The sequence below is a fragment of the Microbacterium sp. NPDC089321 genome, from assembly GCF_040684935.1.
Taxonomy (GTDB): Bacteria; Actinomycetota; Actinomycetes; order Actinomycetales; family Microbacteriaceae; genus Microbacterium.
The window spans coordinates 825,469-850,546 of the sequence record NZ_JBFBGX010000001.1 but is presented as its reverse complement, the minus strand read 5'-3'; the positions used below and the strand labels follow the sequence as shown (position 1 = coordinate 850,546).

Sequence of the window (25,078 nt, the reverse complement as noted above, 5' to 3'; positions counted from 1 at the left end):
AGAAGACGACATGACTGACGAAGAACGCCCCGACATCAACGAGGGCCACGAGCACGGCCGCATCAACCAGGTCGACCTGCAGTCCGAGATGCAGCGGTCGTACCTCGACTACGCCATGGCCGTCATCGTCGGGCGTGCGCTGCCCGACGTGCGCGACGGGCTCAAGCCCGTGCACCGCCGCGTGCTCTACGGCATGTACGACGGCGGCTTCCGCCCCGACAAGTCGTTCTCGAAATGCGCCCGCGTCGTCGGCGAGGTCATGGGTCAGTACCACCCCCACGGCGACACCGCGATCTACGACACCCTCGTGCGTCTCGTGCAGCCGTGGTCGCTGCGCTACCCGCTCGCACTCGGTCAGGGAAACTTCGGCTCCCCCGGCAACATGGGCGCCGCCGCCCCTCGGTACACCGAGACGAAGATGGCCCCGCTCGCGCTCGAGATGGTGCGCGACATCGAAGAGGACACGGTCGACTTCTCGCCGAACTACGACGGGCAGACGCAGGAGCCCGACGTTCTGCCGGCGCGGTTCCCGAACCTGCTCGTCAACGGCTCGATCGGCATCGCGGTCGGCATGGCGACCAACATCCCGCCTCACAACCTGCGCGAGGTCTCGGCCGCCGCTCTGTGGGCGCTCGACAACCCGCAGCTTCCGCGTGAGGAGCTGCTCGAGGGTCTCATCCAGCGCGTTCCCGGCCCCGACTTCCCGACCGGAGCGCAGATCCTCGGCACCAAGGGCATCCACGAGGCGTACCGCACCGGCCGCGGCTCGATCACGATGCGCGCGATCGTCGAGGTCGAGGAGATCCAGGGCCGCACCTGCCTCGTGATCACCGAGCTGCCGTACCAGGTCAACCCCGACAACCTCGCGGTGAAGATCGGCGACCTGGCGCGCGACGGCAAGATCACCGGCATCGCCGACATCCGCGACGAGTCGTCCGACCGCACCGGTCAGCGCCTCGTCGTCGTGCTCAAGCGCGACGCGGTCGCCAAGGTCGTGCTGAACAACCTGTACAAGCACACCCAGCTGCAGGAGAACTTCGGCGCGAACATGCTGGCGATCGTCGACGGCGTGCCGCGCACGCTCGGCCTCGACGGCTTCATCACGCACTGGCTCGACCACCAGCTCGACGTCATCGTGCGCCGCACCGGCTTCCGGCTGCGCAAGGCGCAGGCGCGCATGCACATCCTGCAGGGATACCTGAAGGCACTGGATGCCCTCGACGAGGTCATCGCACTGATCCGCCGCTCGCCTACGGTCGACGAGGCGCGCGAGGGCCTGAAGACGCTGCTCGACATCGACGACGACCAGGCCCAGGCGATCCTCGACATGCAGCTGCGCCGCCTCGCGGCCCTCGAGCGGCAGAAGATCATCGACGAGGCCACCGAGCTCGAGCTGAAGATCGCCGACTACAAGGAGATCATCGCCACCGAGTCGCGCCAGCGCGACATCGTGCGCCACGAGCTCACCGAGATCGTCGACCGCTTCGGCGACGAGCGCCGCACGCACATCCTGCACGGATACGACGGCGACATGTCGATGGAAGACCTCATCCCCGTCGAGGAGATGGTCGTCACCGTCACCCGCGAGGGCTACATCAAGCGCACGCGCAGCGACAACTACCGCTCGCAGCACCGTGGCGGCAAGGGAGTGAAGGGTGCGCAGCTGCGCGCCGACGATCTCGTCGAGCACTTCTTCGTCACCACCACGCACCACTGGCTGCTCTTCTTCACCGACAAGGGTCGCGTCTACCGCACCAAGACCTACGAGGTGCCGGAGGCGGGCCGCGATGCCAAGGGTCAGCACGTCGCGAACCTGCTCGCGCTGCAGCCCGACGAGAAGATCGCCCAGGTGCTCGCCATCAGCGACTACCAGGCGAAGGACTACCTGGTGCTGGCCACCCGCAGCGGCCTGGTGAAGAAGACCCGCCTCGGCGACTACGACACCAACCGTCAGGGCGGCGTCATCGCGATCCGCCTGCGTGAGACCGACGAGCTGGTGAGCGCGAAGCTCGTCAACTCCGATGAAGACATCCTGCTCATCAGCGCCAAGGGCATGTCGGTGCGCTTCCACGCGACCGACGACGCGCTGCGGCCGATGGGCCGCGCCACCGAGGGCGTGCGGGGCATGAAGTTCAAGGACGACGACGACTGCCTGCTCTCGGCATCCATCGTCTCCGACGCATCGTTCGTGTTCACCGTCACCGACGGCGGCTACGCGAAGCGCACCACCGTCGACGAGTACAAGGTGCAGAAGCGCGGCGGAACGGGCATCAAGGTCGCCAAGCTGAGCGACGAGAGAGGCGTTCTCGCGGGTGGTCTCATCGTCTCGGAGGACGACGAGGTCTTGGTGGTTCTGTCCAGCGGCAAGGTGGTACGCTCTGCCGTGGCCGAGGTGCCGGCGAAGGGCCGAGACACGATGGGAGTCGTGTTCGCCCGCATGTCCGGAGATGACCGCATCCTCGCCGTCGCACGCAACAGCGAGCGCGGCATCGACGAAGAGGACGACGCGGAGACCGAGACCCCGGCATCCGAGACCCCCACCCCCGCGCAGACCCCCGCGGCGGATTCCCCCGAAGCCTGAGAACGAGAGAGCACTGACACATGAGCACAGTGGCTGACAAGCTGGCGAAGAAGTCCACGCGCAAGACCGGCGGCAAGCAGGTGCGCCTGCGCCTGGTCTACGTCGACTTCTGGTCGGCTGTGAAGCTGTCGTTCCTCGGAGCGGTGGCACTGGCGATCGTGACCATGGTGTCGTTCTTCCTCGTGTTCATGGTTCTGCAGGCGACGAACGTCATCGGCCAGACCGGTGACTTCCTCGACACGCTCACCGACGGAGCCGTCGACCTCGAGAGCCTCATCGGCCTTCCGCAGGTCATGGCGTTCGGTGCGGTCGTCTCGATCCTGAACCTCATCGTGTTCACGGTGCTCGGCGCCGTCATCGCGGGCATCTACAACCTGGCGGTGAAGGTGACCGGCGGACTGCTCGTCGGGTTCATGTCGAACTGATCTCGTCAGCGAGAAGCCCCTTCCGTCTCACGGGAGGGGCTTCTCTTCTGCTCCTGGCGGAGTCGACCGATCAGACGACTCCCGTCGTGCCCAGCAGAGTGCCGATCAGCCAGGTGACGAGCAGGGCCGCCGCACCGCCGACCACGAGCCGAGCTGATGCGCGGAGCGCAGGTGCGCCCCCGACTCTCGCCGAGATGGCGCCCGTCGCCGCGAGAGCCACCAGTACCGCCGCGAACGTCACGGGCACACGCCAATCCGGCGGCGGAAGCAGGATGGCCAGCAGCGGCAGCAGCGCACCGATGGTGAACGACACGGCCGACGAGATGGCGGCATGCCACGGGTTCACGAGGTCGTGCTGGTCGATGCCGAGTTCGACTTCGAGGTGCGCTGCGAGCGCGTCGTGCTCGGTGAGCTCGCGGGCGACCTGCTGGGCGGTCTGCTCGCTCAGGCCCCGTGCACGATAGAGCTGGGTGAGCTCGGCGAGCTCGTCTTCGGGCATCGTCCGCAGCTCGTGCCGCTCTTTGTCTATCAGCGCGCGCTCACTGTCTCGCTGGCTGCTCACTGACACGTACTCGCCGAGCGCCATCGAGATCGCGCCGCCGACCAGGCCGGCGAGGCCCGCGACGAGCAGTGCCGCGTTGTCGGTCGTCGCTCCGGCGACACCGACGACGAGCGAGGCGACCGACACGATCCCGTCGTTCGCGCCGAGCACGCCCGCGCGCAGCCAGTTCAATCGCTGGCCGAGACCGGCTCCATGAGGTTCGCCTGCGTGAGCGGCTTCAGGGGCTGTCATGCAGCCAGTGAACCATGTTGAGGCACAGGACGGGGAGGTCCCCAGTAGGGAAAACCCGAATGCGGCTGTCGGGCTGGCTCCGTGTCGTGATGCTCTGCTGAACCGTAGCTTTGAGTCATGACCACGAATCCGACCCCGCCGGCGCCGGTTCCGACCCCGCCGGCCCCGCCCGCGCCGGTTCCGCCCGCGCCGGTTCCACCCGCGCCGGTTCCGCCCGCGCCTGCACCGCTTCGCACGAAGACGGATGCCGAGCAGCCGCCGCTGCGCATCGCCCTGACCGTTCTCGAGCTCGCGGCCCTCGGTGCCGTCGGATCGGGCGCCCTCGCCGTGCTGAGCACGGTTCTCGGCGTGGGCGTCGCTCTGCTCTTCGTCTTCGGCATCGGGCTGCTGTTCCTCGTCGGCGTCGTCTACGCGCTCTTCGGCGTCGCATGGTTCGAGGTGCGCCGCATCGGCGCCCTCTACTGCGCTGATGTTCCCGACCTGCAGTGGCGGGAGCGCACGCGCCCCGGATTCGGCGGGTGGCTGCGCAACCTCGGCAGGCAGTCGATCGACGGCCGCATGTGGCGCGTCATGCTGAACTTCGTGCTGGCGTGCATCGCCGGAACCCTGGTGCTGCGGCTGTTCTGGGGCGTCGTCTGGTCTGCGATCTTCTCGTTCGCTCCGCTGTCGTCCGACGACAGCATCGAGGGCCCGTTCGGCAGCTACCTCGCCGTCGAGTGGGCGCCGCTGGTCGGCATCCTGGGCGTGATCGCCGGCATCGCGGCGATCATCGGACTCGCGCTGCTGCACCGCGTGCTCAGCCGCGCCCTCGTCATCCCCAGCCGCGAGGCGGAGCTCACCGCCCAGGTGCGCACCTCGACGGCGCAGCGTGCCGGCGCCGTGCGCGCCGCCGAGCTCGAGCGCACCCGCATCGAGCGAGACCTGCACGACGGCGTCCAGCCGAGGCTCGTCTCGGTCGGCATGACGCTCGGACTCGCCAAGCAGAAGATCGACGCCGACCCGACTGCGGCCAAGGCGCTCATCGACGAGGCGCACACCTCGACCAAGGCGGCGATCACGGAGCTGCGACAGCTCGCCCGCGGCATCCACACCTCCGTGCTCGACGACCGTGGCCTCGATGCGGCGCTCTCGGCGCTCGCGGGACGCTCGCACATCCCCGTGCAGCTCGACGTGCGCATCGACCCGTCGATGACCGGCGCCGGCGCATCGTGCCGCGACGCCGAGGCCGCCGTCTACTTCGCGATCGCGGAGTCGCTCACGAACGCGGCGAAGCACTCCCGCGCCAGCGAATGCCGCGTCGTGGTGCGCAGCCGCGACGGCGGGCTGTGGGCCCGGGTCGAAGACAACGGAATGGGCGGCGCACAGGTGCAGCCCGGCGGTGGCCTCGACGGCATCACCAACCGCGTGCTCGCCGCCGGCGGCACCTTCCGCCTCGACAGCCCCGCAGGCGGGCCGACCAGCCTGGAGGTGACGGTGCCATGCGCATCCTGATCTGCGAGGACTCGGTGCTGCTGCGCGAGGGTCTCGTCCGTCTGCTGCACGACGCCGGCCATGAGGTCGTCGCCGCGCTGCCCGACACGACGGGCCTGATGGATGCCGTCACCGTATCCGCCCCCGACCTGGCGATCCTCGACGTGAGGCTGCCGCCGACGTTCACCGACGAGGGCATCCGCGCGGCACTCGCGATACGTGCCAGCCGGCCCACGCTGCCGATCCTCGTGCTCTCGCAGTACGTCGAGGAGCGCTACGCCAGCGATCTGATCGCCGCTCAGGGCGGACCGCTCGGCTACCTGCTGAAGGATCGCGTGGCCGACGTCACCGAGTTCGTCGAGTCGGTCGAGCGGATCGCCTCCGGCGCCACCGTGCTCGACCCCGAGGTGGTCGCCCAGCTGCTCACCCGCCGCAATCGCGACGAGCGGATGCTGCGTCTCACCGAGCGAGAGAGGACTGTGCTGGCTCTGATCGCCGAGGGCAAGTCGAACAACGCGATCGCCGGGATGCTGTTCCTCAGCGAGGCCAGCGTCGAGAAGCACATCACCGCGATCTTCCAGAAGCTCGGGCTCGAGCCCGAAGACGGCAACAGGCGAGTGCTGGCCGCACTCGCCCACATCGAGAACTCCGGTTCGGCAGACGCCGGCCGCAACGAACAGGGAGGGCTGCGATGAGCGGCACGAAGAAGAGCATCGGCGCGATCACCGTGGTGATCGCCGCGTTCGGCGGAGTGGTGATGCTGGGATCTGCGGCCTCCGCCGCGGTCACCGGGCTGCAGCAGATCGGCCCCCAGTCGGGTCAGCTGAAGGCGGATGCCCGAGGCGTGACCGCCGTCGACCTCGAGGTGGGCGGAGCCGACATGCGGGTCATGTTCGATGACGTCGACGAGGCCGAGCTGCGCATCGACGGCGCCTCGACGAGCGGATGGACGCTGCGTGCCGACGGCGGGCAGCTCGAGGTGCGGGGCCCCGACCGCGGGTTCGACTGGTGGAGCCCGGACTGGCTGCGCGGTGACGAGCGGGCGACGCTCGTGCTTCCGCTCGAGCTGGAGGGCCTGGATGCCCGCCTCACCCTGCATGCCGGTTCGCTCGACGTCGTCGGCGAGTTCGACGAGCTCGGCGTCGACGTGAACGCCGGAGCGCTGTCGCTGAACGGCGATGCGCGCGACCTCGATCTCGACGTGAACGCGGGGCGGGCCGACATCGAGCTGGCGGGCGTCGAGCAGTCGCAGTTCTCGATCAGCGCCGGGCGAGTCGTGTCGACCCTCACCACGGTTCCCGACAGCGTCGCGTTCACGGTCTCGGCCGGTTCGCTCGACCTCACGCTGCCCGATCGCGAGTACGACCTCCGGCGCGACGTGAGTGCCGGATCACTCGACAGCAGCCTGGATCAGAGCAGCAGCAGCTCGCACCGGATCACCGGCAACGTCTCGGCAGGATCGGCGACCCTGCGCCCGGGCGGCGCCGGGGAGTGATCCGAAACGCCCGGCCCGCAGCGCGGGCCGCGCTCGATTCGCTTTTCCCCTCGATCATCCGGTAAAGTCTTGGAGGTTGACGGGGCTATAGCTCAGGCGGTTAGAGCGCTTCACTGATAATGAAGAGGTCCCAGGTTCAAGTCCTGGTAGCCCCACTCCGACAACGAAGAAGGCCCCGCTCCGGCGGGGCCTTCTTCGCGTCTCAGGAGCGGGCTACAGCTCGGGTCCGCGCACGATGCGCACGGGCCCGCGGGCATCCCGCAGCTGCACCGGCTCACCCTTCTGGGTGACGATCACCTGACCCTGATCGGCGAGGTGAGCCGTGACGCGTCGCACATCGTCCATGATCGCCCGCCATGACTCCCCGCCCACCGTGCGGGCGACGTCGCTCGGACAGATCGACGACTCCCCTCGCTTGCGCACCAGGGCCCGCACCGCGGAGGCGATCCGCTCATCGAACCCCGTACCCGAACGCTCCTCCCACCACGGCGCACCGCGCTCACCCAGGGCGGTCTTCGCGTCGCCGACCCGCCGTCTGGCATCGCCCTCCCCCGCCTTCACCGCACGGCGCGCCGACATCAGCTCGTCGACCAGCTCATGCCGGAACGTCTCGGGAATGGCCGGGTCGGTGGCACGCCACCGTCGTCCGTCGACGATGATGTGGTGACCGTCGCCCGTCTTCTCCGGTTCTGCCTTCTCCGCACCCATGTCATCAGCATCCGATCCTCGGTCGCGGCTCGAAAGGGACTTGACCACGGCCGGCGGGGCCGGCCGGCGCGTCGCGACACGCGCGGGTACGAGGTGCCCGGCGCCCGATTGCAGTCCGCAACCTGACGGCATGTATCATTGAAGCCGCGGTGTTCGCGCCGCTCGGGGGCCTTAGCTCAGTTGGTAGAGCGCCTGCTTTGCAAGCAGGATGTCAGGAGTTCGAATCTCCTAGGCTCCACAGATGAAAGCCCCGACTCGGTCGGGGCTTTTCTGTTCCCCTTCGCACGGCGAAAGGTCTGTCGCTCGCACAGGTGCGGATGCCAGGGTGGAGACATGACTCTGCCGCACGCTGACATCGATCCCGACGGACTGCTCGAGTACTCGGTCGTGTTCACCGACCGATCGCTGAACCACATGTCGAAGAGGTTCATCGGCATCATGCAGCAGACCATCGACATCCTCTGCGAGGCGTACAACGCCGACAGCGCCGCACTCGTCAACGGCGGCGGCAGCTTCGCGATGGAATCCGTCGCCCGCCATCTCGCCACAGGCAAGCGCACGCTGATCGTGCGCAACGGGCTGTTCTCGTACCGCTGGTCGCAGATCCTCGAGATGGGCGACGTCGCGTCCGACGTGACCGTCTGCCTCGCCCGTCCCGACAGCGACGACGTGCAGGCGGCGTGGAGCCCTGCACCCATCGACGAGGTCGTCGCCGCGATCCGTGCGAAGCGCCCCGAGGTCGTGTTCGCGCCGCACGTCGAGACCGCGGCGGGCATCATCCTCACCGACGACTACGTCCGCGCGCTCGCCGACGCCGTGCACGAGGTCGGCGGCGTGCTCGTGCTCGACTGCATCGCCTCCGGTGCGATGTGGGTCGACATGGGTGCCCTCGGCGTCGACGTGCTGCTCTCGGCCCCGCAGAAGGGCTGGAGCGGATCGCCCGGTGTCGGCTACGTGATGCTCAGCGGAAAGGGACGGGATGCCGTGGCATCCGGCACTGCGACGAGCTTCGCGCTCGACCTGAACCGCTGGCTCACGATCTCGGACGGCTACCGCGACGGCTCGGCCGGCTACCACTCGACGATGCCCACCGACACCATCGCCCGCAACCTGCAGCAGATGATCGAGACCCGCGAGCGCGGGTTCGATGCGCTGCGCACAGCACAGATCGAGCTCGGCACCCGTGTGCGCGCCCTGCTCGCCGAGCACGGGCTCCCCTCTGTCGCGGCATCCGGTTTCGCCTCGCCCACGGTCGTCGTCGTGCACACCACCGATCCCGATCTGCGCAGCGGCGCGGCCCTCAAAGCCCACGGCCTGCAGGTCGCCGCCGGCGTGCCCCTGCACTGCGACGAGCCCGACGACTTCTCGAGCTTCCGCGTCGGACTGTTCGGCCTCGACAAGCTGGGAGACGTGGATGCTGCCGTCGGGCGCCTCGAGAAGGCGCTCGCCGAGCTGAAGGGCTGATCCCCGCGTCAGGATGCCGCGAGCCGCACCCGCTCGGCGAGGAAGGCGATCTCGTCGTCGCCGAGAGCGGTCACCGCATACGCGGTGGGCCAGACGGCGCCGTCGTCGAGGTTGGCGGCCTGGTCGAACTCGAACGTCGAGTAGCGCACCTTGAACTTCGAGCGGGGCTTGTAGAAGCACACGACCTTGCCCGCTTCGTTCGCGTACGCCGGCATGCCGTAGTAGGTCTTGGGCACGAGGTGCGGGGCGACCTCCGCCACCATGGCGTGCAGGCGCTCGCCGAGCTCGCGGTCGTCATCGGGCATGTCAGCGAGCTTCGCCCGCACCTCGGCCTCGCCCTCGGCCCGCGCCTGCGCGGGGTCCTTCTTCGCCCGTGAGCGCGCCGCTCTGCCCTCGTTCGCGCGCGCCTTCATCGCTTCGCGTTCGGCATCGGTGAAGTTGGCCGTCTCGGTCTTCGACATGGTGTCCTCCTCGTGGTGTGCCTCAACGATAGATCCGGCGTGCAACCGGGTGCTTCTCGATTCCTGACCACTGGTCGCAGTGGCCCGAATGCCCCCTCGACGGATATTCTGGTGGGTGCGTCATACCTGATTACCCGTGTGCACAGGAGGCTCTGTGGCGGATATTGTGCGGATGGACTCCGACGATGTCTCGGATGTCGAGGAGATCTGGAAGACGTTCGTGCCCTCGGCGTCGCTGCTGCGCATCGACCCTGACGACTTCGCGTTCCGCTGGCGGTCGGCCACCCTGTGCGACATGTCGATCGTGCGGTACTCGCTGACCGCAGAGGTGCACTCGCGCGTGCAGCCCGAGGATCAGCTGTTCGCGTGCCGGCTGGTCACCGCCGACGGCGTGCTGCGCAGCCGGCGATCGGTCATCGAACCCGGCATGCCCTGGGCCACCGACAGTACGCAGGTCGAGGCCGAGTGGAACGGCACCGCTGAGGTCTCAGCGCTCATCTTCGACCGCGGGCGGGCTCAGGAGCTGGCGCGCCGGATCACCGGTGACGATCTGCTCTCGCTGCGACTGACCTCGGTGCACCCCCGCTCCGATGCCGCCGCGCGCCAATGGGCGCGGGCATTCGACTACCTGCTCAACTCGGCGATGTCGGTCGACGGCGATGAGCTGATCGAGGCGGGTCTCGCCCGGCACGCGCTGACCGTCGTGCTCAGCTGCTTCCCGTCGACCTTCGGATCGGCGATCGTCCGTGACGGCGCAGGCGAGGGCGGAGCCACCGTGAGCAGGGCGCTGGCCTACATCGACGACAACGCGCATCTGCCGATCACGGTCGACGACGTGGCCGAGGCGGTGCACATCTCGACCCGAGGTCTTCAGTACGCCTTCCGGCGGAGCATCGACACCACCCCCACCGAGTACCTGCGTCGCGTGCGCCTCGACGGCGCGCACCGCGATCTGCGCAACGCCGCCAACGACGAGTCGGTGGCCCAGATCGCCCGGCGCTGGGGATTCGGCAACTCCTCGCGCTTCAACAACCTGTACCGGCAGACCTACGGTCGCAGCGCGAAGGAGACGCTCGAAGGCGGCTGAGCCTCAGCTTCCATCCCGGGAGCGAACACGCCTTGCGCCCCTCGTCCATTCGCCGCAACAAAGATGCGGCGGGCACTGCTCCCTCGTACGGTGAAGACAAATGGGATTCATCTACTACGGCAATTCCCCCGACCCGATCGAGGTCGACGATCGCACGCTCGCGCACCTGAAAGTCGTGATCGCCCTCAAGCTGCGTCGGAACGAGAGCTTCACCCTGTCGTGGCGGCATCCCGATGACTCGGGCCGATCGACCCTCTGGCTGCACCCCTCCATCCCCCTGCGCTTCATCTTCGACGAGCCGATCGCTCCCGAGCTGAGTCAGCAGTGGCTGAACGAGCTGTCGAACTCCGCCAACACGAGCGGCGGGATCCTGCTGACGGGCGAGCACATCGAGCCGCTCGAATCGGCCTGACGCTCGCCGCCGCGCGAGTGCCGCGGCTACTGTGAACCCATGGACCTGCGCGTCGCCGCCTACGGCATCGTCACCGACGACGACGGACGACTGCTGCTGGCCCGGTGGGTCGAGGGGCGACGAGTGGCCTGGACACTGCCGGGGGGCGGGCTCGAACAGGGCGAGGATCCTGAGCTCGCTGTGCGCCGGGAGCTTCGAGAGGAGACCGGGTTCCAGATCGAGACGACGGCGCTGCTGGGCATCCACTCCCGGGTGATCCCCGCGTCGCGGCGGGTGCGACGCGACGAGAACAGCACGCCGCTGCACACTCTGCGGATCGTCTACCGCGCCGAGATCACCGGCGGAGAGCTGCGTTTCGAGAAGAACGGCTCGACCGACATGGCGGCGTGGTTCACGCTCGACGAGGTGGCCGCGCTGCAGCGGGTGAAGCTCGTCGACATCGGCCTGCGGATGGCCGGGCTGCTGTCGCGCTGAGGAATCCGGATGCCGGGAACCGCGCGCTCGTCAGTCGCGGGGCTCCTCGGGCTGCGAGATGTCGGCGACCGTGGCGCCGTACGCGCGGATGAGGTCATCGGCGTGGGTGAACAGGCTGAAGCCGTGCGCGCCTGCACCCATGGCGATGCGCCGCCCCACGATCGTCTCGTCGGCGTAGACCGGCCAGTCGGTCGTGCTGCCGACGGGCACGATGGTTCCTCGTTCGTAGCCCGTCGCGGCGAGGGCGAGCTCGGGCTCAGGGAGGCGCAGCTTGTTCACGCCGACGACGGCGCGCAGCTTCGGCCACGAGATCGACCTGCCGCCGGGCACGAGGGCGAAGAGGTAGGTGTCGTCGGACCGCTTCACGACGAGCGTCTTCACGATGTCGGACGGCTGGAGGCCGAGCAGGGCCGCCGCCTCGGGGAGACTGCGTGCCTGCGGCCGCTCGCGGATCTCGATCTCGAGTCCTCGGGCGGCCGCAGCGGCGCGAACCCGCTGATGCGGGTCGGCCTCGGTCATGCGTTGGGGGGAGACAGCGGGTCGTCTGCGACCCAGAGCTCGTCGTCGGCGCGCAGCGCCTGCCACGCGGCAGCGACCACGCCGATCGCCGCGGCGGCGCCGAGGACGATCGCGACGATCGAGCCGATGCCCATGCTCTTCTTGGGGGGTGCGACGTGACGCGGTCCGAAGCCGAGGTCGTGACGCTTCTTGTTCGCGACATCCCACGCCGTCAGCGCGGTGCCGACGACTCCGCCGACGATCGGCACGACGCGCTCGTCGACCACGTGCTTGCCGAACTTCACGCCGCGGTCGACAGTCGGGGCCACGTGGCGCTCGTACGAGTCGTGCACGGTGGGCAGTACCTGCTCGCGGTTGAAGTTGCCGAGCTGCCGGCCGGCCTCACGGGCGATGTCGGCAGCGTTCCCGACGAGCACCTGCTGCGACTCCCAGAGTCGTCCGGCGTCCTGCTGAAGCTGACGCAGTTCCTTCTTGCGCTTGCGGCTGAGATTCACGTTGCTCTCCCGTCGGTCGGTTCACTGTCCGTTCCGCCACTCATCCAACCACAACAGACTGAATACGAGCAGAGTCTGGCGGCGCGACGGTGGAAAGGAGACAATACGCCGCGTCCGCACAGGACCCCTCTGCGAGAATGGTGACATGCCTCACGCATCTCACGTCGCAACCCTGCACACCAACCACGGTGACATCGTCATCAACCTGTTCGGCGACCACGCCCCGAACACGGTCGCCAACTTCGTCGGCCTCGCCGACGGCTCGAAGGAGTGGACGCACCCCGCCACCGGCAAGCCGGGCGAGGGTCCCCTGTACAAGGACGTCATCTTCCACCGCATCATCCCGAACTTCATGATCCAGGGCGGAGACCCGCTCGGTCAGGGCATCGGCGGCCCCGGGTACAACTTCAACGACGAGATCCACCCCGAGCTGAACTTCAACGACCCCTACGTGCTCGCCATGGCGAACGCGGGTCTGCGTCGCAACGCCATCACCGGCCAGGCCGAGGGCACCAACGGCTCGCAGTTCTTCATCACCACCGACCCGACTCCGTGGCTGATGGGCAAGCACACCATCTTCGGCGTGGTCGCCGATGACGCTTCGAAGGCCGTCGTCGACGAGATCGCCGCGGTGCGCACCGGTGCCCAGGACCGTCCCATCGAGGACGTCGTGCTGCACTCGGTCGACGTCGTCCCCGCCTGATCGCGACAGCTCGAGCCGATCCGGATGACCTCTCCTGATTTCACGCGCAACCGCGAGAACTTCTGCTACCGGCATCCGGATCGGCAGAGCTTCGTGCTCTGCCAGCGCTGCACGCGCACCATCTGCGCCGACTGCCAGACGCAGGCGCCCGTCGGCGTCATCTGCCCCGAGTGCATGAAGGCCGACCGCAAGGCTCAGACGCCGGCGCAGCGCCGCGCGAACCGCGTCTGGCGTGCGTCCTCCGGGTCGTCGCAGCCGATCGCCACCTACGCGATCATCGGCATCACGGCCGTGGTGGGCGTGCTGCAGGTGCTGCTCGGCCCGATCGTCGATCGCACCCTGCTGTTCGCGACGCCCTACCTCTTCCCCGACATGTTCGCGGGCGGGTTCACCTTCCAGCCGTGGCGGCTGCTCACTGCCATGCTCGTGCACTCGGGCATCATGCACTTCGCGCTGAACATGCTCGCCCTCTGGATGATCGGCCGCAGCCTCGAACCGCTTCTGGGCCGCTGGCGCTTCGTCGCCCTCTATCTGATCGGCGGACTCGGCGGCTCGGTGGCCATGGCGGTGCTCGACCCGGGCGCGGCCACGGTCGGCGCATCCGGCGGGGTGTTCGCCCTTATGGGCGCTCTGCTCGTGATCGGCCGGCACATCGGGGCCAACATCCGTGGCATCCTCGTGATCCTCGCGATCAACCTCGCGATCGGCTTCATCCAGACGCTCAACATCGCTTGGCAGGCGCACATCGGCGGTGCTGCGGTGGGCGCGCTGATCGAGCTGATCTTCGCCCGCACCCGCAAGCACTCGCAGCGCGTGGTGCAGATCCTGCTTCTCGTGGCCCTCGTGGTCGCGCTCCTGGCGCTGGCCTTCCTGGTCTCTCCCATGGTCATCCGCGGCACTCTCTGACCCGCGGACGCGAGTTGTGCACAACTCGTGCACAGGTCATGCACAGGGATCTGCACAGCATTTCCCCAAAGTTATCCACAGGCCTCTCCACATGTGGGGAGAATTACACGAGTGTTATTCACAGGTGGAGGGGGTTGTTAACAACCTCCTGGGGAAAGACGAACGCCCTCCCACCGAAGTGGAAGGGCGCGTATCCCGCGGTGCGTGTCAGCGCCAGCGAGTGGTCATGAGGAAGCCGATCAGCGCGATGCCCAGACCGATGCCGAGGTTCCACGAGTCGAGGCCGGGGATCGGCAGGCGCGATCCGGAGATGTAGTACACGAGGATCCACGCGAGACCCAGCAGCATGAAGCCCACCATGACGGGCTTGAACCACACGGCGTTCGGGGCGGATTCGCCCTCGGGACGCTCGACGGTGGGCTCTTCGGGATTGCGGTCACGTGCCATGCGCATCATTCTAGCCGGGCGAATAGACTTCCCCACATGCATGCGGTCGCGACTCCCCCGGCGTCGCGACCGCGGCCCGACGGGCCCCGCCGCGCGCGCGCGACCATCGGCAGCGTGCTCGGCGAGCTGCTGCTCACGGCGGGCGTGCTCGTGCTGCTGTTCGTCGCCTGGCAGATGTGGATAGGCGACCTCATCATCGGCGCAGAGAACAACGCCAAGGGCGCCTCGCTGTCGCAGCAGTGGGCCGAGCAACCAGCGCCGCAGCCGCCGCCGGCCGTGCAGCAGGGCGACGAGACCGTGTACGAGCCGCCGCTGCTGCCGCGCCCCGCGGATGCCGAGATCTTCGCGAACATGCGCATCCCCCGATTCGGCGACGACTACAACGTGCACATCGCGGGCGGCACCACCCGAGAGCGCACCCTCGACCGCATCGGCATCGGCATGTACACCCAGTCGAAGATGCCCGGTCAGGTCGGCAACTTCTCGCTCGCCGGTCACCGCACCACCTGGGGCAAGCCGTTCAACCGCATCGACAAGCTGCGCCTGAACGACGCGATCGTCGTCGAGACCGAGCTCGGCTGGTACACCTATCGCTTCCGCAATCTGCAGTACGTGAAGCCGTCGGCCGGCGATGTGCTGCTCGACGTGCCCCAGATGCCCGACGCGCCCGCTCGCGATCGCTTCATCACGCTCACCGCGTGCTCGCCGCTCTACTCGCTCGCCGAGCGGATCGTCGCCTACGGCGTCTTCGAGAGCTTCCAGCCCCGCGCCGAAGGACCGCCGGACTCGCTGGCGCCGGTCGACGAGGCGTCACCCTCAGCCGAAGGAGCCCGCTGATGTACGCCGCTCTCTGGCGCCTGCTGCCCGGACCCTGGTGGGTGCGACTGCTGATCGTGCTCGCCCTGGTGAGCGCTGTGCTGTACGCGCTGTTCTTCTACGTCTTCCCGTGGATCAGCCCGCTGATCACCCCCGGAGAGGTGGATCTGCAGTGAGCGTGCGCGTTCTGGTGGTCGACAACCACGACAGCTTCGTGCACACGCTGATCGGCTACCTGCGCGAACTCGGCGCCGAGGTGGTGATGGTCGAGGCGGACGCCGCAGGAGATGCTCCGGATGCTGCCGTGCGCCGTCACTGGCTCGCGCTGCTGCACGAGTTCGACGCCGTGATGATCTCGCCGGGACCCGGTGCGCCGGCCGACGCGGGCGCATCGATCGCCGTCGTGCACCTGGCGGCCGAGACCGGCAGGCCCCTTCTCGGCGTGTGCCTCGGTCACCAGGCGATCGGCGAGGCCTTCGGCGGCGTGGTCAGCGGAGCGCCCGAGCTGATGCACGGCATGGTCTCGCAGGTGACGCACGACTCGTCGACGCTGTTCGAGGGCATCCCGTCGCCGTTCGCCGCCGGGCGCTACCACTCGCTCGCGCTCGACGACGCCGCCCTGCCCGCGGGCCTGCGGGTGACCGCGCGTGCCGAGCACGGCACGATCATGGCGGTCGAGCACGAGAGCCTGCCGATCGCCGGAGTGCAGTTCCACCCCGAGAGCGTGCTCACCGAGAGCGGCCACCGGATGCTCGCCAACTGGCTCGCGTCAGTGCCGAGACGTCACTCGGCAGGCTTCACGCAATAGCGCAGCTCGACGGTCGAGTGGATCGCCACCTCGCCGGGCGACAGCGACATCGAGGCCACGACGTCGGGGATCTGCCCCTCGGCGCACGGACCGAGCTCGACTGGCTTGGCCTCGAGCCCGAGCTTCTCGAGCTGACCGGTGGCTGCCTGCATCGAGAAGCCGGTCATGTCTTCGAGGGTGACCAGGCCGTTCGCGACCACGAGATCGACCACCGTGCCCGGAGCCACCTGGGTGCCGGCCGGCTCGCTGGCGCTGAGCACCGTTCCGGCCTGGGCGTCCTTGTCGTTCTGCGGCCTGACCGTGCCGAGCTTGAGGTTCGCGTCGGCGAGCACCTGCTTGGCGGCGTCCTGCGAGAGGCCCTCGACCACGGGCATCTCGATGGTGTCGGCGCCGGTCGAGACGTACACGATCACCGAGGTGCCCTCGGTGAGCTTCGCGCCCGTCGTCGGCGAGGAGCGGATCACATGGTCCTCTTCGAACTCCATGCTCGCCTCTTCGCGCATGTCGGGGACGAGTCCCTTCGCCTCCAGCACCTCCTCGGCCTCGTCGGAGGTGAGGTTCACGAGGTTCGGCACCGCGACCGAGGTCGTCGGCACATCGTTCGGCCGCATCGTGAGCGTGATGACCCAGATGAGCACCGAGATCAGCAGCACCGCGAGCAGCGCCACCCCGGCCCAGATCCAGGCCACGGGCGGGCCCGACTGGGTGCGGGTCATGGTGGTGTCGGTGCTCAGCTGCCGCAGCGACCGAGCGGTCTCCTGCGCCTGCCGCGGGTTGGGGCCGTACAGCTCGCTCGTGAGCGCACCGATGTCCTTCTTGCTGGGGGTCTGGCCCTGCGAGACGCCCTTCAGTGCGAGGCGGAACGAACCGGCGTCGGGGAAGCGCTGATAGGGGTCCTTCGCCATGGCACGCAGCACGATGGCATCCAGCGACCGGGGCAGCTGATCGTCGACCTCGGTCAACGGCATCGGCGTCTCGCTGACGTGCTGATACGCGACCGCAACGGGGGAGTCGCCGCGGAACGGCTGGCGACCCGAGAGCATCTCGTACAGCACGACACCCGCCGAGTACAGGTCGGTGCGGGCGTCGACCGCCTCGCCCTTGGCCTGCTCGGGTGAGAAGTAGGCGGCGGTGCCGATGATCTGCGTGGTCTCGGCGACCGTCGACGACGAGTCCGACACCGCGCGGGCGATGCCGAAGTCCATGACCTTCACGGCGCCCTTGTCGGTGATCATCACGTTGCCCGGCTTGATGTCGCGATGCACGACGCCGGCGCGATGCGAGTACTCGAGGGCCTCGAGAATGCCGTCCGCATAGCGGATCGCGTCGGCGACGGGCAGCGGGCCCTTCGCGATGATGTCTTTCAGCAGGGTGCCCTGCACGAGCTCCATCACGATGTACGGCTCCGAGTGCTCCGACCCCTCGGGGCCCGTCGAGCCGGGCCGGCCCGCGCCCGTCGAGGGGTCGCCGGCGTCGAAGACGCGCACGATCGACGGATGGGCCATGCGCGATGCCGCCTGCGCCTCGAGACGGAAGCGCGTGCGGAACGCGGTGTCGCGAGCGAGCTCGGGATCGAGGATCTTGATGGCGACCTCGCGCCCCAGCGTCAGGTCGTAGCCTCGGTGGACCTTGGCCATGCCGCCCTGCCCGATGACCTCATCGACGCGGTAGCGCCCGGCGATGATGCGCGGTTCCGGCGACACAGACGACCCCCCTCGGATCTCTTCGACAACGCCTTCCAGATTACTCGGTGGGGGCTGAGCCCTCGGTGCCCGTGCCATCGCCCTCGGGCACGGCGGGCGTCTCGAGGGCCTGGATCTGCTCCTCCATCTGCGGCGACCGCGGCGAACCGAGGTCGTTGCCGCAGAAGGCGACGTAGCTGGCCGTGACCGTGGCGCCGGGGGCGCCGGTGATCGTGATCGGGGCGCTCAGCGTGCCGCGCTCGAAGGAGCGCTCGGTGCTGCCGTCATCGAACGTGGCGTTCGTGATCTTCACGTCGTACGAGCTCAGCGCGGGGACCCCGGACGGGCACTCGAAGTTCGTCCAGTTCAGGGTGACCGTCGCACCGGTGGTCGGCGTGCCGCTGATCGTCGGCGCCGACTTCGGCTGCGCGATGCTCACCGGGGCCTTGTAGGTCGTCAGCGTGATGGTCGTGCCCTCTTCGACGTTGCCCGACGGGCTGACGCTCTGCACCCAGCCCTCGCGGTCGGCGGACGAGGCCTCGGTGTTGCCCTGCTCGCACACGCCCGTGAGGTTGTTGTCTTCGAGGATCTTCTGAGCGTCGGCGCACGGGCGCTCGGTCAGCTGCAGCGCGTCGACGTCGACCATGACCACCTCGGGCTCGGTCGGCTGCGCGCTGGTCTTCTCGGGCTTGGGCGTCTGCGGGGTCGAGCTCGACGCTGCGGGCTTCGGCTCGTCCTGGTTGAGCATGGCGATCAGCGTGCCGCCGAGAACGAGCACGAGCAGCGCGATGAGCGCGATCAGAGGCCACGTCCACGGGCTGCGCTTGCGCTTCGGCTGCTCTTCGGGCTCGGTCGTCGTCGCCGCGGCGACGGCAGCACCCGCGGGCAGCTGCGCAGTGGTCGGCAGGATGCGAGTGGCATCCTCACCGCCCATCCCGGTCAGGATGCGCGTCGCGTCATCAGCATCCGCCACACCCGCGCCGGCGATCGCCGGAACAGCGATCGCGGCCGAGTTCAGGTCTCCGCGACGCAGCGCCTGCGCCGCCCGTGAGACGGTCGCGGCCGACGACGGCCGATCGGCCGGCTTCTTCGCGATCATGGCCATGACCAGGTTGCGCACGGGCACGGGCACCGAGTCGGGCAGCGGCGGCGGCTGCTCGTTGATCTGCGCCATCGCGATCGCGACCTGCGACTCGCCGGTGAACGGGCGCTTGCCCGCCAGGCACTCGTACGCGACGATGCCGAGCGAGTACACGTCGGTCGCGGGCGACGCCGCGTGACCCGACGCCTGCTCCGGCGACAGGTACTGCACGGTGCCCATGACCTGGCCGGTCGCGGTGAGCGGCACCTGGTCGGCGATGCGCGCGATGCCGAAGTCGGTGATCTTCACGCGGCCGTCTGGCGTGATGAGCAGGTTGCCCGGCTTGATGTCGCGGTGCACGAGTCCGGCGGCGTGCGCGGCCTGCAGCGCCGACGCGGTCTGCGCGACGATGTCGAGCGTCTTGTCGGCGCTCAGCGCGCCGTCGCGCTCGAGGATCGTCGACAGCGCCTCGCCGGGCACGAGCTCCATGACGAGGAAGGCCGAGCCGTTCTCCTCGCCGTAGTCGAACACGCTGGCGATGCCCTCGTGGTTGACGAGTGCGGCGTGACGGGCCTCGGCGCGGAAGCGCTCGAGGAACCCGGGGTCGCCCATGTACTCGTCCTTGAGGATCTTGATGGCGACGGTGCGGCCGATGACGTGATCGGTCGCCTCCCACACCTCGCCCATGCCGCCGATCGCAATCCGCGACAACAGCTCGTAGCGTCCTCCGAACGACACACCCTGCGTCGGCCTCATCTGCCCAGCACCGCCTCTATGACCTTCTTGGCAATCGGAGCGGCGATCGTGTTGCCGCTGCCCGATGTGCCTCTTCCACCGCCGTCTTCGACGACGACTGCCACCGCGATCTGCGGATCCTCCGCAGGCGCGAAACCTGTGAACCACAGCGAGTAGGGCTTTCCGCCGTTCTCGGCCGTGCCTGTCTTTCCGGCGACATCGACGCCGTCTATTCTTGCACCCGTCGCCGCTCCGGACGCTACGCCCTCGACCAGCACCTTGGTCAGCGCCTGAGCGGCCTCGGGGTCGAGAGCCTGCTGGAACACCTCGTCGTCGAACTGCGTGTGCACGGCGAAGTCGTCGCCGATCACGCGGTCGACCATCCGCGGCTTCATCACGGTTCCCTCGTTGGCGACGCCGGCCGCGACCATCGCGATGGTGAGCGGCGTGGAGGTGACCTTGCCCTGTCCGAAACCGGACAGCGCGGTCTCGTCGTCGCTGAGGCCCGCGTCATCGTCGCCCTTCGGGTACACCGAGGGGGTGACGGCGAGCGGGATCTCGAGGTCGGTGTTGAAGCCGAACTTCTCAGCCATCTCGCGGATGCTCTTGTCGCCGAGCTGCACCGCGAGCTCGGCCATGGGGATGTTGCAGCTGAGCTTGAGCGCCTGGGCGAGCGTCGCCGTCTCGCCGTCGCCGCACGTGCCGCCCCAGGCGTTCGACACCTGCTGACTCGTTCCCGGCAGCGTGTAGCGGGCGGGGTTGGGGAAGGTGGAATCGAGGGTGAACTTGCCGGATGCCAGCGCCGCGGCCGCCACGACGACCTTGAACGTCGACCCCGGCGGGTTGAGGTTGCCGCCGATGGCGCGGTTGTACAGCGGCTTGCTCGGGTCGGCCGCGAGCCGGTCGTGCTCGGCGTTGACCGCCGCGGGGTCGTGGGCGGCGAGCGTGTTCGTGTCGAAACCGGGCGTCGACACCATCGCCAGCACGCGGCCTGTCGCCGGTTCGATCGCGACGACGGCGCCCTGCAGGCCCTGCAGCGCGTCGTACGCCGCGCGCTGCGCCTTCGGGTCCATCGTGAGCTCGACGCTGAGGCCCTGCTGGGGCTGGCCGGAGAGGATCCGCTCGACCTCGCCAAAGAACGCGTTCGATCCCGTGCCGGAGAGGTCGGAGTTGAGGGCCTTCTCGATGCCCGTGCGGGAGTCGAGCGCCGGGTTGTAGTAGCCGGTGATCGGCGCCCACAGTCCGGGGTCGGTGTAGACACGCTGGTACTGGTACCGGTCGGAGGCCGGCTCCGACGTCGCGATCGCCGTGTTGTCGACGATGATCGATCCGCGCTGGATCTGGTAGCTGTCGAGGCGCGTCCGCGTGTTGGCCGGGTTCTGGGCCAGATTGTCGGCGTCGACCACCTGGATCCAGCTGGTCGCGGCGAAGAGCGAGATGAACATCGCGAGGATCACGAAGCTCAGTCGGCGCAGTTCCTTGGTCATGGTCTGATCACCATCCTCATCCGATGACCACCCTCGGCTGACGGCGAACCGCGTCGCTGATGCGCAGCAGCAGCGCCACGATGAGCCAGTTGGCGACCAGCGACGATCCGCCGGCTGCCAGGAAGGGGGTCGTGAGTCCGGTGAGCGGGATCACGCGCGTGACGCCGCCGACCATGATGAACACCTGCAGCGCGATGGTGAACGACAGTCCGGTGGCCAGCAGCTTGCCGAAGTCGTCCTGCCCCGCCATGCCGATGCGCAGACCTCGGCTGACGAACACCATGTACAGGCAGAGGATGGCGAAGAGCCCGACGATGCCGAGCTCTTCGCCCAGGCTCGGGATGATGTAGTCGCTGTGCGCCAGAGGGGTGATCTGCGGGCGTCCCTGACCCCATCCGGTGCCGATCAGGCCGCCGTGCGCGAGGCCGAAGATGCCCTCGACGAGCTGATAGCTGCCGCCGTCGCGCGAGATGATGTCGGGGTTGAACGCGTCGATCCAGTTCGTGAAGCGGCGCTGCACGTAGGCGAGGATGCGGGTCGCGAGGAAGGCGCCCGTGGCGACGCCGGCGAGTCCGATGAGCACCCAGCTGGTCTTTCCCGTCGCGACGTAGAGCATCGCGATGAACATGCCGAAGATCAGCACGCCGGTGCCGAGGTCGCGCTGCGTCACGATGATCAGCAGCGAGATCAGCCAGACCACGAGCACCGGGCCGAGCTCGCGCATGCGGGGCCAGGTGATGCCGAGGAACTTCTTGCCGACCGAGCTGAGGCTCTCGCGGGTGCGCACCAGGTAGCCGGCGAAGAAGATCGCCAGGCAGATCTTCGCCAGCTCACCGGGCTGGAACGAGAAGATGCCGCCGAGCGACACCCAGACGTCGGCGTTCGCGCCGCGGGCGCGCAACCCGGGGATGAAGGGCAGGATCAGCAGCACGATGCCCGTGAGGCCGAAGATGTAGGTGAACCGGTAGAGCACGCGGTAGTTGCGCAGGGCGATGACGATCGCGATCGCGCCTGCCAGCGAGATGGCCGTCCAGGCCAGCTGCTTGTTCGAGTACGCGGCCCACCCGCTGTTCTCCTGGGCGATGTCGATGCGGTAGATCATCGCGATGCCGAGCCCCGAGAGCACGGTCGCGATCGGCAGCACGAAGGGGTCGGAGTCGGATGCCACGACTCTCAGCACCACGTGCAGCGCGAAGACCAGCACCGCGAGCCCGCCGCCGATCACGAGGATCATCGGGTCGATGCGGCCGAGCGCGCCCAGCTGCACGAGGGTCAGCGATGCGCCCGAGATGAGCAGCGCGAACAGCAGCAGCCAGAACTCCCGGTTGCGCTGCTTCTGCGGCATCCGGATCTTCTTCAGCGCCTTGATCACGCTGGTGTCGGCAGAGACGGCGGTCATGGCGTCGGCACCTCCGTCGTCGCGGATGCGGTGGGTGTGGGCAGCGGCAGCAGGGGCTCGATGGGCAGCACCGTCTTCGCGAGGCGATCGGTGATCGCCTCGGCGTCGGCGAGCGAGCGGGCGTTGATCGTGCGCTCGACGGATGAGCGCTGATACGACTGCAGGTCGGCGAGCAGGATGCCCGTGTCCTTCACCTCTGTCGAGAGCGAGAACGGCCCGATGCTCTGCTGCACGCCACGGTAGATGACGACGCTGTCGTCGTCGGCGCCCACGAAGTACCGCGTCTGCGTCCAGTTGTAGGCGAAGAGGCCGGCTCCGACGAGGGCGAGCACCGCGACGAACAGGGCGAAGAGCCAGGCGAACCGGCGGCGCCGTGCCCGACGGCGGTCTTCTTCGATGATCTCCTCGAAGAAGTCGTCGGAGTCGGGCTCGAAGTGGCTCGGTTCGTTGGCTGCCTGCAGCACGGGGTGCAGCCAGCCGGTGAGAGACGGTCGCGGCGCGGGCACGGGCAGGTCGGCCGGGTTCGACGCGGCGCCGACGATGGTCGGCGTGCCGGAGGAGAGCGGATGCGCGCCGCCGACGTCGACGAGCACGATCGTGACGTTGTCGGGCGCGCCGCCGTCGAGGGCCTGTTTGAGCAGGTTGTCGGCCGTGCGGCCGGGCGCGAGACCCAGACGCATCGCCTTCGCGATGTGCTCGTCGTCGACCACGCCCGAGAGACCGTCGGAGCACAGCAGCCAGCGATCGCCCGGCTGCGTCGGCATGACGAACATGTCGAGGTCGGGGGCGATGTCCATGTCGCTCAGCACGCGCATGAGCACAGAGCGACGCGGGTGGTACCTGGCCTCTTCGACCGTGATGCGGCCCGAGTCGACGAGACGCTGCACGAACGTGTGGTCGGTCGTGATCTGCGTGAGCACGTCGTCGCGGTAGAGATAGATGCGCGAGTCGCCGATGTGGCCGATGACCGCATGGTCGTCGACCATGACGATGGCGCACAGGGTGGTGCCGAGGCCGGCGAGCTCGGGGCGCTCTTTCGAGGCGCGCACCAGGTCGGATGCCGCGGTGGTGGCCGCAGCCTGCAGCTCGGCCTGCGCGTCGTCGGTCGACGAGTAGATGTGGTCGAGCGCCTCCATGCGCGAGACGGCCATCGTCGAGGCGACGTCTCCGCCCGCGTGCCCGCCCATGCCGTCGGCGACGACGAAGAGGTTGGCGCCGGAGTAGCCGGAGTCCTGGTTGTTGGAGCGGACCTTCCCGGTGTGGGAGATCGCGGCGCTCGAGCCCTCGAAGACCATCTCGGTGCGGGGCCTCAGGAACGCAGCTCGAAGGTCGTGGCGCCCACCTTGATGGGGGTGCCGATCTCGACCTGCGTGGGCTTGTCGCCCAGGCGCCGGCCTGCCAGGTACGTGCCGTTGGTGGAGTCGAGGTCCTGAATGGTCCAGGTGTCGCCGCGCTTCGACAGGCGCGCGTGGTGGCTCGAGGTGTAGTCGTCGCGGATCACGAGGCCGGACTCGCTCGAGCGGCCGATCGAGAGCGAGTCGGCCGTGCCGAGGGGAACCTCGAGGCCCGTCTTCGGCCCGGAGGTGATGATGAGGTGCGTGGGGATGCGGCTGCTCGATCCGCTTTTCGCCGGCTGCGGAGCGGGGGATGCCGTCGGCACGGCAGCGGCCTCGCTCGCGGGCATCTTGCGCACGCGGACGCCGAACAGGTCTGCGCGCAGGGAGTAGACGACGCCGAACACGAAGAACCACAGCAGCACCAGGAAGCCGATGCGCAGCAGCAGGAGGACCAGTTCGCTCATCGGGTGGCTCCTTGTGGCTCGAGGGCTGCGACCATGGCCGGTTCCTGAGCGAGCGAAGCGAGGCGAAGGACGCTCATCGGGTGGCTCTCCTGTGGTCGGGGCTCACGGGCACGACGCGGAAGGTCAGCTCGGTGCGGCCGATCGTGAATGACGTGTCGGGGGCGAGGGCGATCTCTCGGATCTTCTGCCCGTCGACCTTGGTGCCGTTCGTCGAGCCGAGGTCGCGCAGCATCCCGCGCTCGCCGTCCCAGAGGATCTCGGCATGACGACGGCTGGAGCCGGCGTCGGAGATGGTGATGTCGGCGTCGCTGCCGCGTCCGATCACGGTGCGTGCGCTCGTGAGCGGGTGACGGCGGCCGTCGATCTCGACGACCCCCTGCCAGTCGACGCTGCTCTCGACCGACGACGAGGTGACCCGCACGACGCCGGTCGCGACGCGCTCGTCGGCCTCGATCGAGATGTGCAGCGGTCCCGCGAAGCTGTAGCCCTGCGTGCGGGCGTGGGCGGTCATCAGGGCGAAGAGCTCATCGTTCAATGCGCGGCCGAGCGCACGCATCCGCTCATTGTCGTCGGGGCTGAGCCGCACGAGGTAGTCGCTGGGCGTGATGATGCGGTCGCGACTGACCACAGCCGCGTTGGTGTCGGCCTCGCGCCGAAGCGCCGAGGCGATCTCGACGGGCTGGATGCCGCTGCGGAAGGTCTTGGCGAACGCGCTGTTCACAGCGCGCTCGAGACCTTTCTCAAAGCTGTCAAGTAGTCCCACGAGGTTCCTCTGGCATGCCGACCGGTAGGCCCATCGTAGTCAGGCGCGCTGGATAACCGCTTGTTGA

Annotated in this window: 27 protein-coding genes and 2 tRNA genes; 16 read left to right on the top strand and 13 right to left on the bottom strand. The window is 68.5% G+C overall.

Features of this window, described 5'->3' with window-relative positions:
* Positions 1–10 precede the first annotated feature (10 nt).
* Both gyrA and AB0N59_RS03990 read left to right on the top strand, forming a co-directional pair.
* On the top strand, positions 11–2,581 hold the full coding sequence (gyrA, locus tag AB0N59_RS03995; RefSeq protein ID WP_363479049.1) for a DNA gyrase subunit A: 2,571 nt from the start codon (positions 11–13) through the stop codon (positions 2,579–2,581).
* A 20-nt stretch (positions 2,582–2,601) separates the two neighbouring features.
* Positions 2,602–3,006 (top strand): DUF3566 domain-containing protein, encoded by a 405-nt coding sequence (locus AB0N59_RS03990; protein WP_363479046.1) that lies wholly within the window; start codon positions 2,602–2,604, stop codon positions 3,004–3,006.
* A gap of 70 nt (positions 3,007–3,076) precedes the next feature.
* Here the strand turns inward: AB0N59_RS03990 and AB0N59_RS03985 are convergent, their stop codons facing one another.
* A complete protein-coding gene (locus AB0N59_RS03985) occupies positions 3,077–3,799 on the bottom strand; it encodes a VIT family protein (protein WP_363479043.1) in 723 nt (240 codons plus the stop codon).
* 117 nt (positions 3,800–3,916) lie between these two features.
* Between AB0N59_RS03985 and AB0N59_RS03980 the strand changes: the two genes are divergently transcribed.
* The 4 genes from AB0N59_RS03980 (at position 3,917) to AB0N59_RS03965 (ending at position 6,919) form a co-directional block, all read left to right on the top strand.
* Complete coding sequence (locus AB0N59_RS03980; protein ID WP_363479040.1) at positions 3,917–5,290, top strand: histidine kinase; 1,374 nt, start codon at positions 3,917–3,919, stop codon at positions 5,288–5,290.
* Positions 5,278–5,964 (top strand): response regulator transcription factor, encoded by a 687-nt coding sequence (locus AB0N59_RS03975; protein ID WP_363479037.1) that lies wholly within the window; start codon positions 5,278–5,280, stop codon positions 5,962–5,964. Before AB0N59_RS03980 ends, AB0N59_RS03975 begins: the two co-directional genes overlap by 13 nt.
* Positions 5,961–6,764: a DUF4097 family beta strand repeat-containing protein gene (locus AB0N59_RS03970; protein WP_363479034.1), complete on the top strand. Its 804-nt coding sequence runs from the start codon at positions 5,961–5,963 to the stop codon at positions 6,762–6,764. Before AB0N59_RS03975 ends, AB0N59_RS03970 begins: the two co-directional genes overlap by 4 nt.
* A gap of 81 nt (positions 6,765–6,845) precedes the next feature.
* A tRNA-Ile gene (locus tag AB0N59_RS03965) sits at positions 6,846–6,919 on the top strand.
* A 58-nt stretch (positions 6,920–6,977) separates the two neighbouring features.
* Here AB0N59_RS03965 and AB0N59_RS03960 read toward each other — a convergent pair.
* Positions 6,978–7,472: a DUF3253 domain-containing protein gene (locus AB0N59_RS03960; protein WP_363479031.1), complete on the bottom strand. Its 495-nt coding sequence runs from the start codon at positions 7,470–7,472 to the stop codon at positions 6,978–6,980.
* A gap of 165 nt (positions 7,473–7,637) precedes the next feature.
* On the opposite strand from AB0N59_RS03960, the gene AB0N59_RS03955 reads away from it, so the two are divergent.
* Positions 7,638–7,710: transfer RNA gene (locus tag AB0N59_RS03955), tRNA-Ala, on the top strand.
* A 95-nt stretch (positions 7,711–7,805) separates the two neighbouring features.
* Complete coding sequence (locus AB0N59_RS03950) at positions 7,806–8,936, top strand: alanine--glyoxylate aminotransferase family protein (protein ID WP_363479028.1); 1,131 nt, start codon at positions 7,806–7,808, stop codon at positions 8,934–8,936.
* An 8-nt stretch (positions 8,937–8,944) separates the two neighbouring features.
* On the opposite strand, the gene AB0N59_RS03945 is transcribed toward AB0N59_RS03950, so the two are convergent.
* Positions 8,945–9,397, bottom strand: coding sequence for a hypothetical protein (locus tag AB0N59_RS03945; protein WP_363479025.1), 453 nt, complete (start codon positions 9,395–9,397; stop codon positions 8,945–8,947).
* Positions 9,398–9,569: 172 nt separating this feature from the next.
* Between AB0N59_RS03945 and AB0N59_RS03940 the strand changes: the two genes are divergently transcribed.
* The 3 genes from AB0N59_RS03940 to AB0N59_RS03930 all read left to right on the top strand — a co-directional run bounded on the left by AB0N59_RS03940 (position 9,570) and on the right by AB0N59_RS03930 (position 11,370).
* Entirely contained in the window at positions 9,570–10,484 is a 915-nt protein-coding gene (locus tag AB0N59_RS03940) for an AraC family transcriptional regulator (RefSeq protein ID WP_363479022.1), read from the top strand.
* A 100-nt stretch (positions 10,485–10,584) separates the two neighbouring features.
* The gene (locus tag AB0N59_RS03935; protein WP_363479019.1) at positions 10,585–10,896 is read left to right on the top strand and encodes a hypothetical protein; all 312 of its coding nucleotides are present in this window, start codon (positions 10,585–10,587) and stop codon (positions 10,894–10,896) included.
* Positions 10,897–10,935: 39 nt separating this feature from the next.
* Positions 10,936–11,370 carry an NUDIX domain-containing protein gene (locus AB0N59_RS03930; protein ID WP_363479017.1) on the top strand — a complete coding sequence of 145 codons (435 nt, stop codon included), beginning with the start codon at positions 10,936–10,938 and terminating at the stop codon, positions 11,368–11,370.
* Positions 11,371–11,400: 30 nt separating this feature from the next.
* On the opposite strand, the gene AB0N59_RS03925 is transcribed toward AB0N59_RS03930, so the two are convergent.
* Both AB0N59_RS03925 and AB0N59_RS03920 read right to left on the bottom strand, forming a co-directional pair.
* Positions 11,401–11,889, bottom strand: a complete 489-nt coding sequence (locus AB0N59_RS03925) for a YbaK/EbsC family protein (protein ID WP_363479014.1) — start codon at positions 11,887–11,889, stop codon at positions 11,401–11,403.
* Entirely contained in the window at positions 11,886–12,383 is a 498-nt protein-coding gene (locus AB0N59_RS03920) for a DNA helicase (RefSeq protein ID WP_363479011.1), read from the bottom strand. The genes AB0N59_RS03925 and AB0N59_RS03920 overlap by 4 nt, the downstream gene beginning before the upstream one ends.
* 145 nt (positions 12,384–12,528) lie before the next feature.
* Between AB0N59_RS03920 and AB0N59_RS03915 the strand changes: the two genes are divergently transcribed.
* Both AB0N59_RS03915 and AB0N59_RS03910 read left to right on the top strand, forming a co-directional pair.
* Entirely contained in the window at positions 12,529–13,086 is a 558-nt protein-coding gene (locus AB0N59_RS03915; protein ID WP_363479007.1) for a peptidylprolyl isomerase, read from the top strand.
* Positions 13,087–13,110: 24 nt separating this feature from the next.
* A complete protein-coding gene (locus AB0N59_RS03910) occupies positions 13,111–13,992 on the top strand; it encodes a rhomboid family intramembrane serine protease (RefSeq protein ID WP_363479004.1) in 882 nt (293 codons plus the stop codon).
* Between the two features lie 207 nt (positions 13,993–14,199).
* Here AB0N59_RS03910 and AB0N59_RS03905 read toward each other — a convergent pair whose 3' ends face one another.
* A complete protein-coding gene (locus tag AB0N59_RS03905) occupies positions 14,200–14,439 on the bottom strand; it encodes a cell division protein CrgA (protein WP_204975038.1) in 240 nt (79 codons plus the stop codon).
* Between the two features lie 36 nt (positions 14,440–14,475).
* On the opposite strand from AB0N59_RS03905, the gene AB0N59_RS03900 reads away from it, so the two are divergent.
* The 3 genes from AB0N59_RS03900 to AB0N59_RS03890 are packed head-to-tail and all read left to right on the top strand — an operon-like array spanning position 14,476 to position 16,063.
* Positions 14,476–15,276, top strand: coding sequence for a class E sortase (locus AB0N59_RS03900; RefSeq protein WP_363479000.1), 801 nt, complete (start codon positions 14,476–14,478; stop codon positions 15,274–15,276).
* Positions 15,276–15,431, top strand: coding sequence for a hypothetical protein (locus AB0N59_RS03895; RefSeq protein ID WP_204975041.1), 156 nt, complete (start codon positions 15,276–15,278; stop codon positions 15,429–15,431). Before AB0N59_RS03900 ends, AB0N59_RS03895 begins: the two co-directional genes overlap by 1 nt.
* The gene (locus AB0N59_RS03890; RefSeq protein ID WP_363478997.1) at positions 15,428–16,063 is read left to right on the top strand and encodes an aminodeoxychorismate/anthranilate synthase component II; all 636 of its coding nucleotides are present in this window, start codon (positions 15,428–15,430) and stop codon (positions 16,061–16,063) included. The genes AB0N59_RS03895 and AB0N59_RS03890 overlap by 4 nt, the downstream gene beginning before the upstream one ends.
* Here the strand turns inward: AB0N59_RS03890 and pknB are convergent.
* The 7 genes from pknB to AB0N59_RS03855 all read right to left on the bottom strand — a co-directional run bounded on the left by pknB (position 16,039) and on the right by AB0N59_RS03855 (position 25,011).
* Positions 16,039–17,766 (bottom strand): Stk1 family PASTA domain-containing Ser/Thr kinase, encoded by a 1,728-nt coding sequence (gene pknB, locus AB0N59_RS03885; protein ID WP_363478994.1) that lies wholly within the window; start codon positions 17,764–17,766, stop codon positions 16,039–16,041. The two genes, AB0N59_RS03890 and pknB, sit on opposite strands and share 25 nt — an antisense overlap.
* A gap of 40 nt (positions 17,767–17,806) precedes the next feature.
* Entirely contained in the window at positions 17,807–19,582 is a 1,776-nt protein-coding gene (locus AB0N59_RS03880) for a protein kinase (RefSeq protein ID WP_363478991.1), read from the bottom strand.
* Positions 19,579–21,048 (bottom strand): penicillin-binding transpeptidase domain-containing protein, encoded by a 1,470-nt coding sequence (locus AB0N59_RS03875; RefSeq protein WP_363478988.1) that lies wholly within the window; start codon positions 21,046–21,048, stop codon positions 19,579–19,581. Before AB0N59_RS03875 ends, AB0N59_RS03880 begins: the two co-directional genes overlap by 4 nt.
* Before the next feature lie 16 nt (positions 21,049–21,064).
* A complete protein-coding gene (locus tag AB0N59_RS03870; protein ID WP_363478985.1) occupies positions 21,065–22,447 on the bottom strand; it encodes an FtsW/RodA/SpoVE family cell cycle protein in 1,383 nt (460 codons plus the stop codon).
* Positions 22,444–23,742: a PP2C family serine/threonine-protein phosphatase gene (locus AB0N59_RS03865; RefSeq protein ID WP_363478982.1), complete on the bottom strand. Its 1,299-nt coding sequence runs from the start codon at positions 23,740–23,742 to the stop codon at positions 22,444–22,446. The genes AB0N59_RS03870 and AB0N59_RS03865 overlap by 4 nt, the downstream gene beginning before the upstream one ends.
* Before the next feature lie 14 nt (positions 23,743–23,756).
* Positions 23,757–24,248, bottom strand: a complete 492-nt coding sequence (locus AB0N59_RS03860) for an FHA domain-containing protein (protein WP_363478980.1) — start codon at positions 24,246–24,248, stop codon at positions 23,757–23,759.
* Between the two features lie 73 nt (positions 24,249–24,321).
* A complete protein-coding gene (locus AB0N59_RS03855; protein WP_363478977.1) occupies positions 24,322–25,011 on the bottom strand; it encodes a DUF3662 and FHA domain-containing protein in 690 nt (229 codons plus the stop codon).
* Positions 25,012–25,078 lie beyond the last annotated feature (67 nt).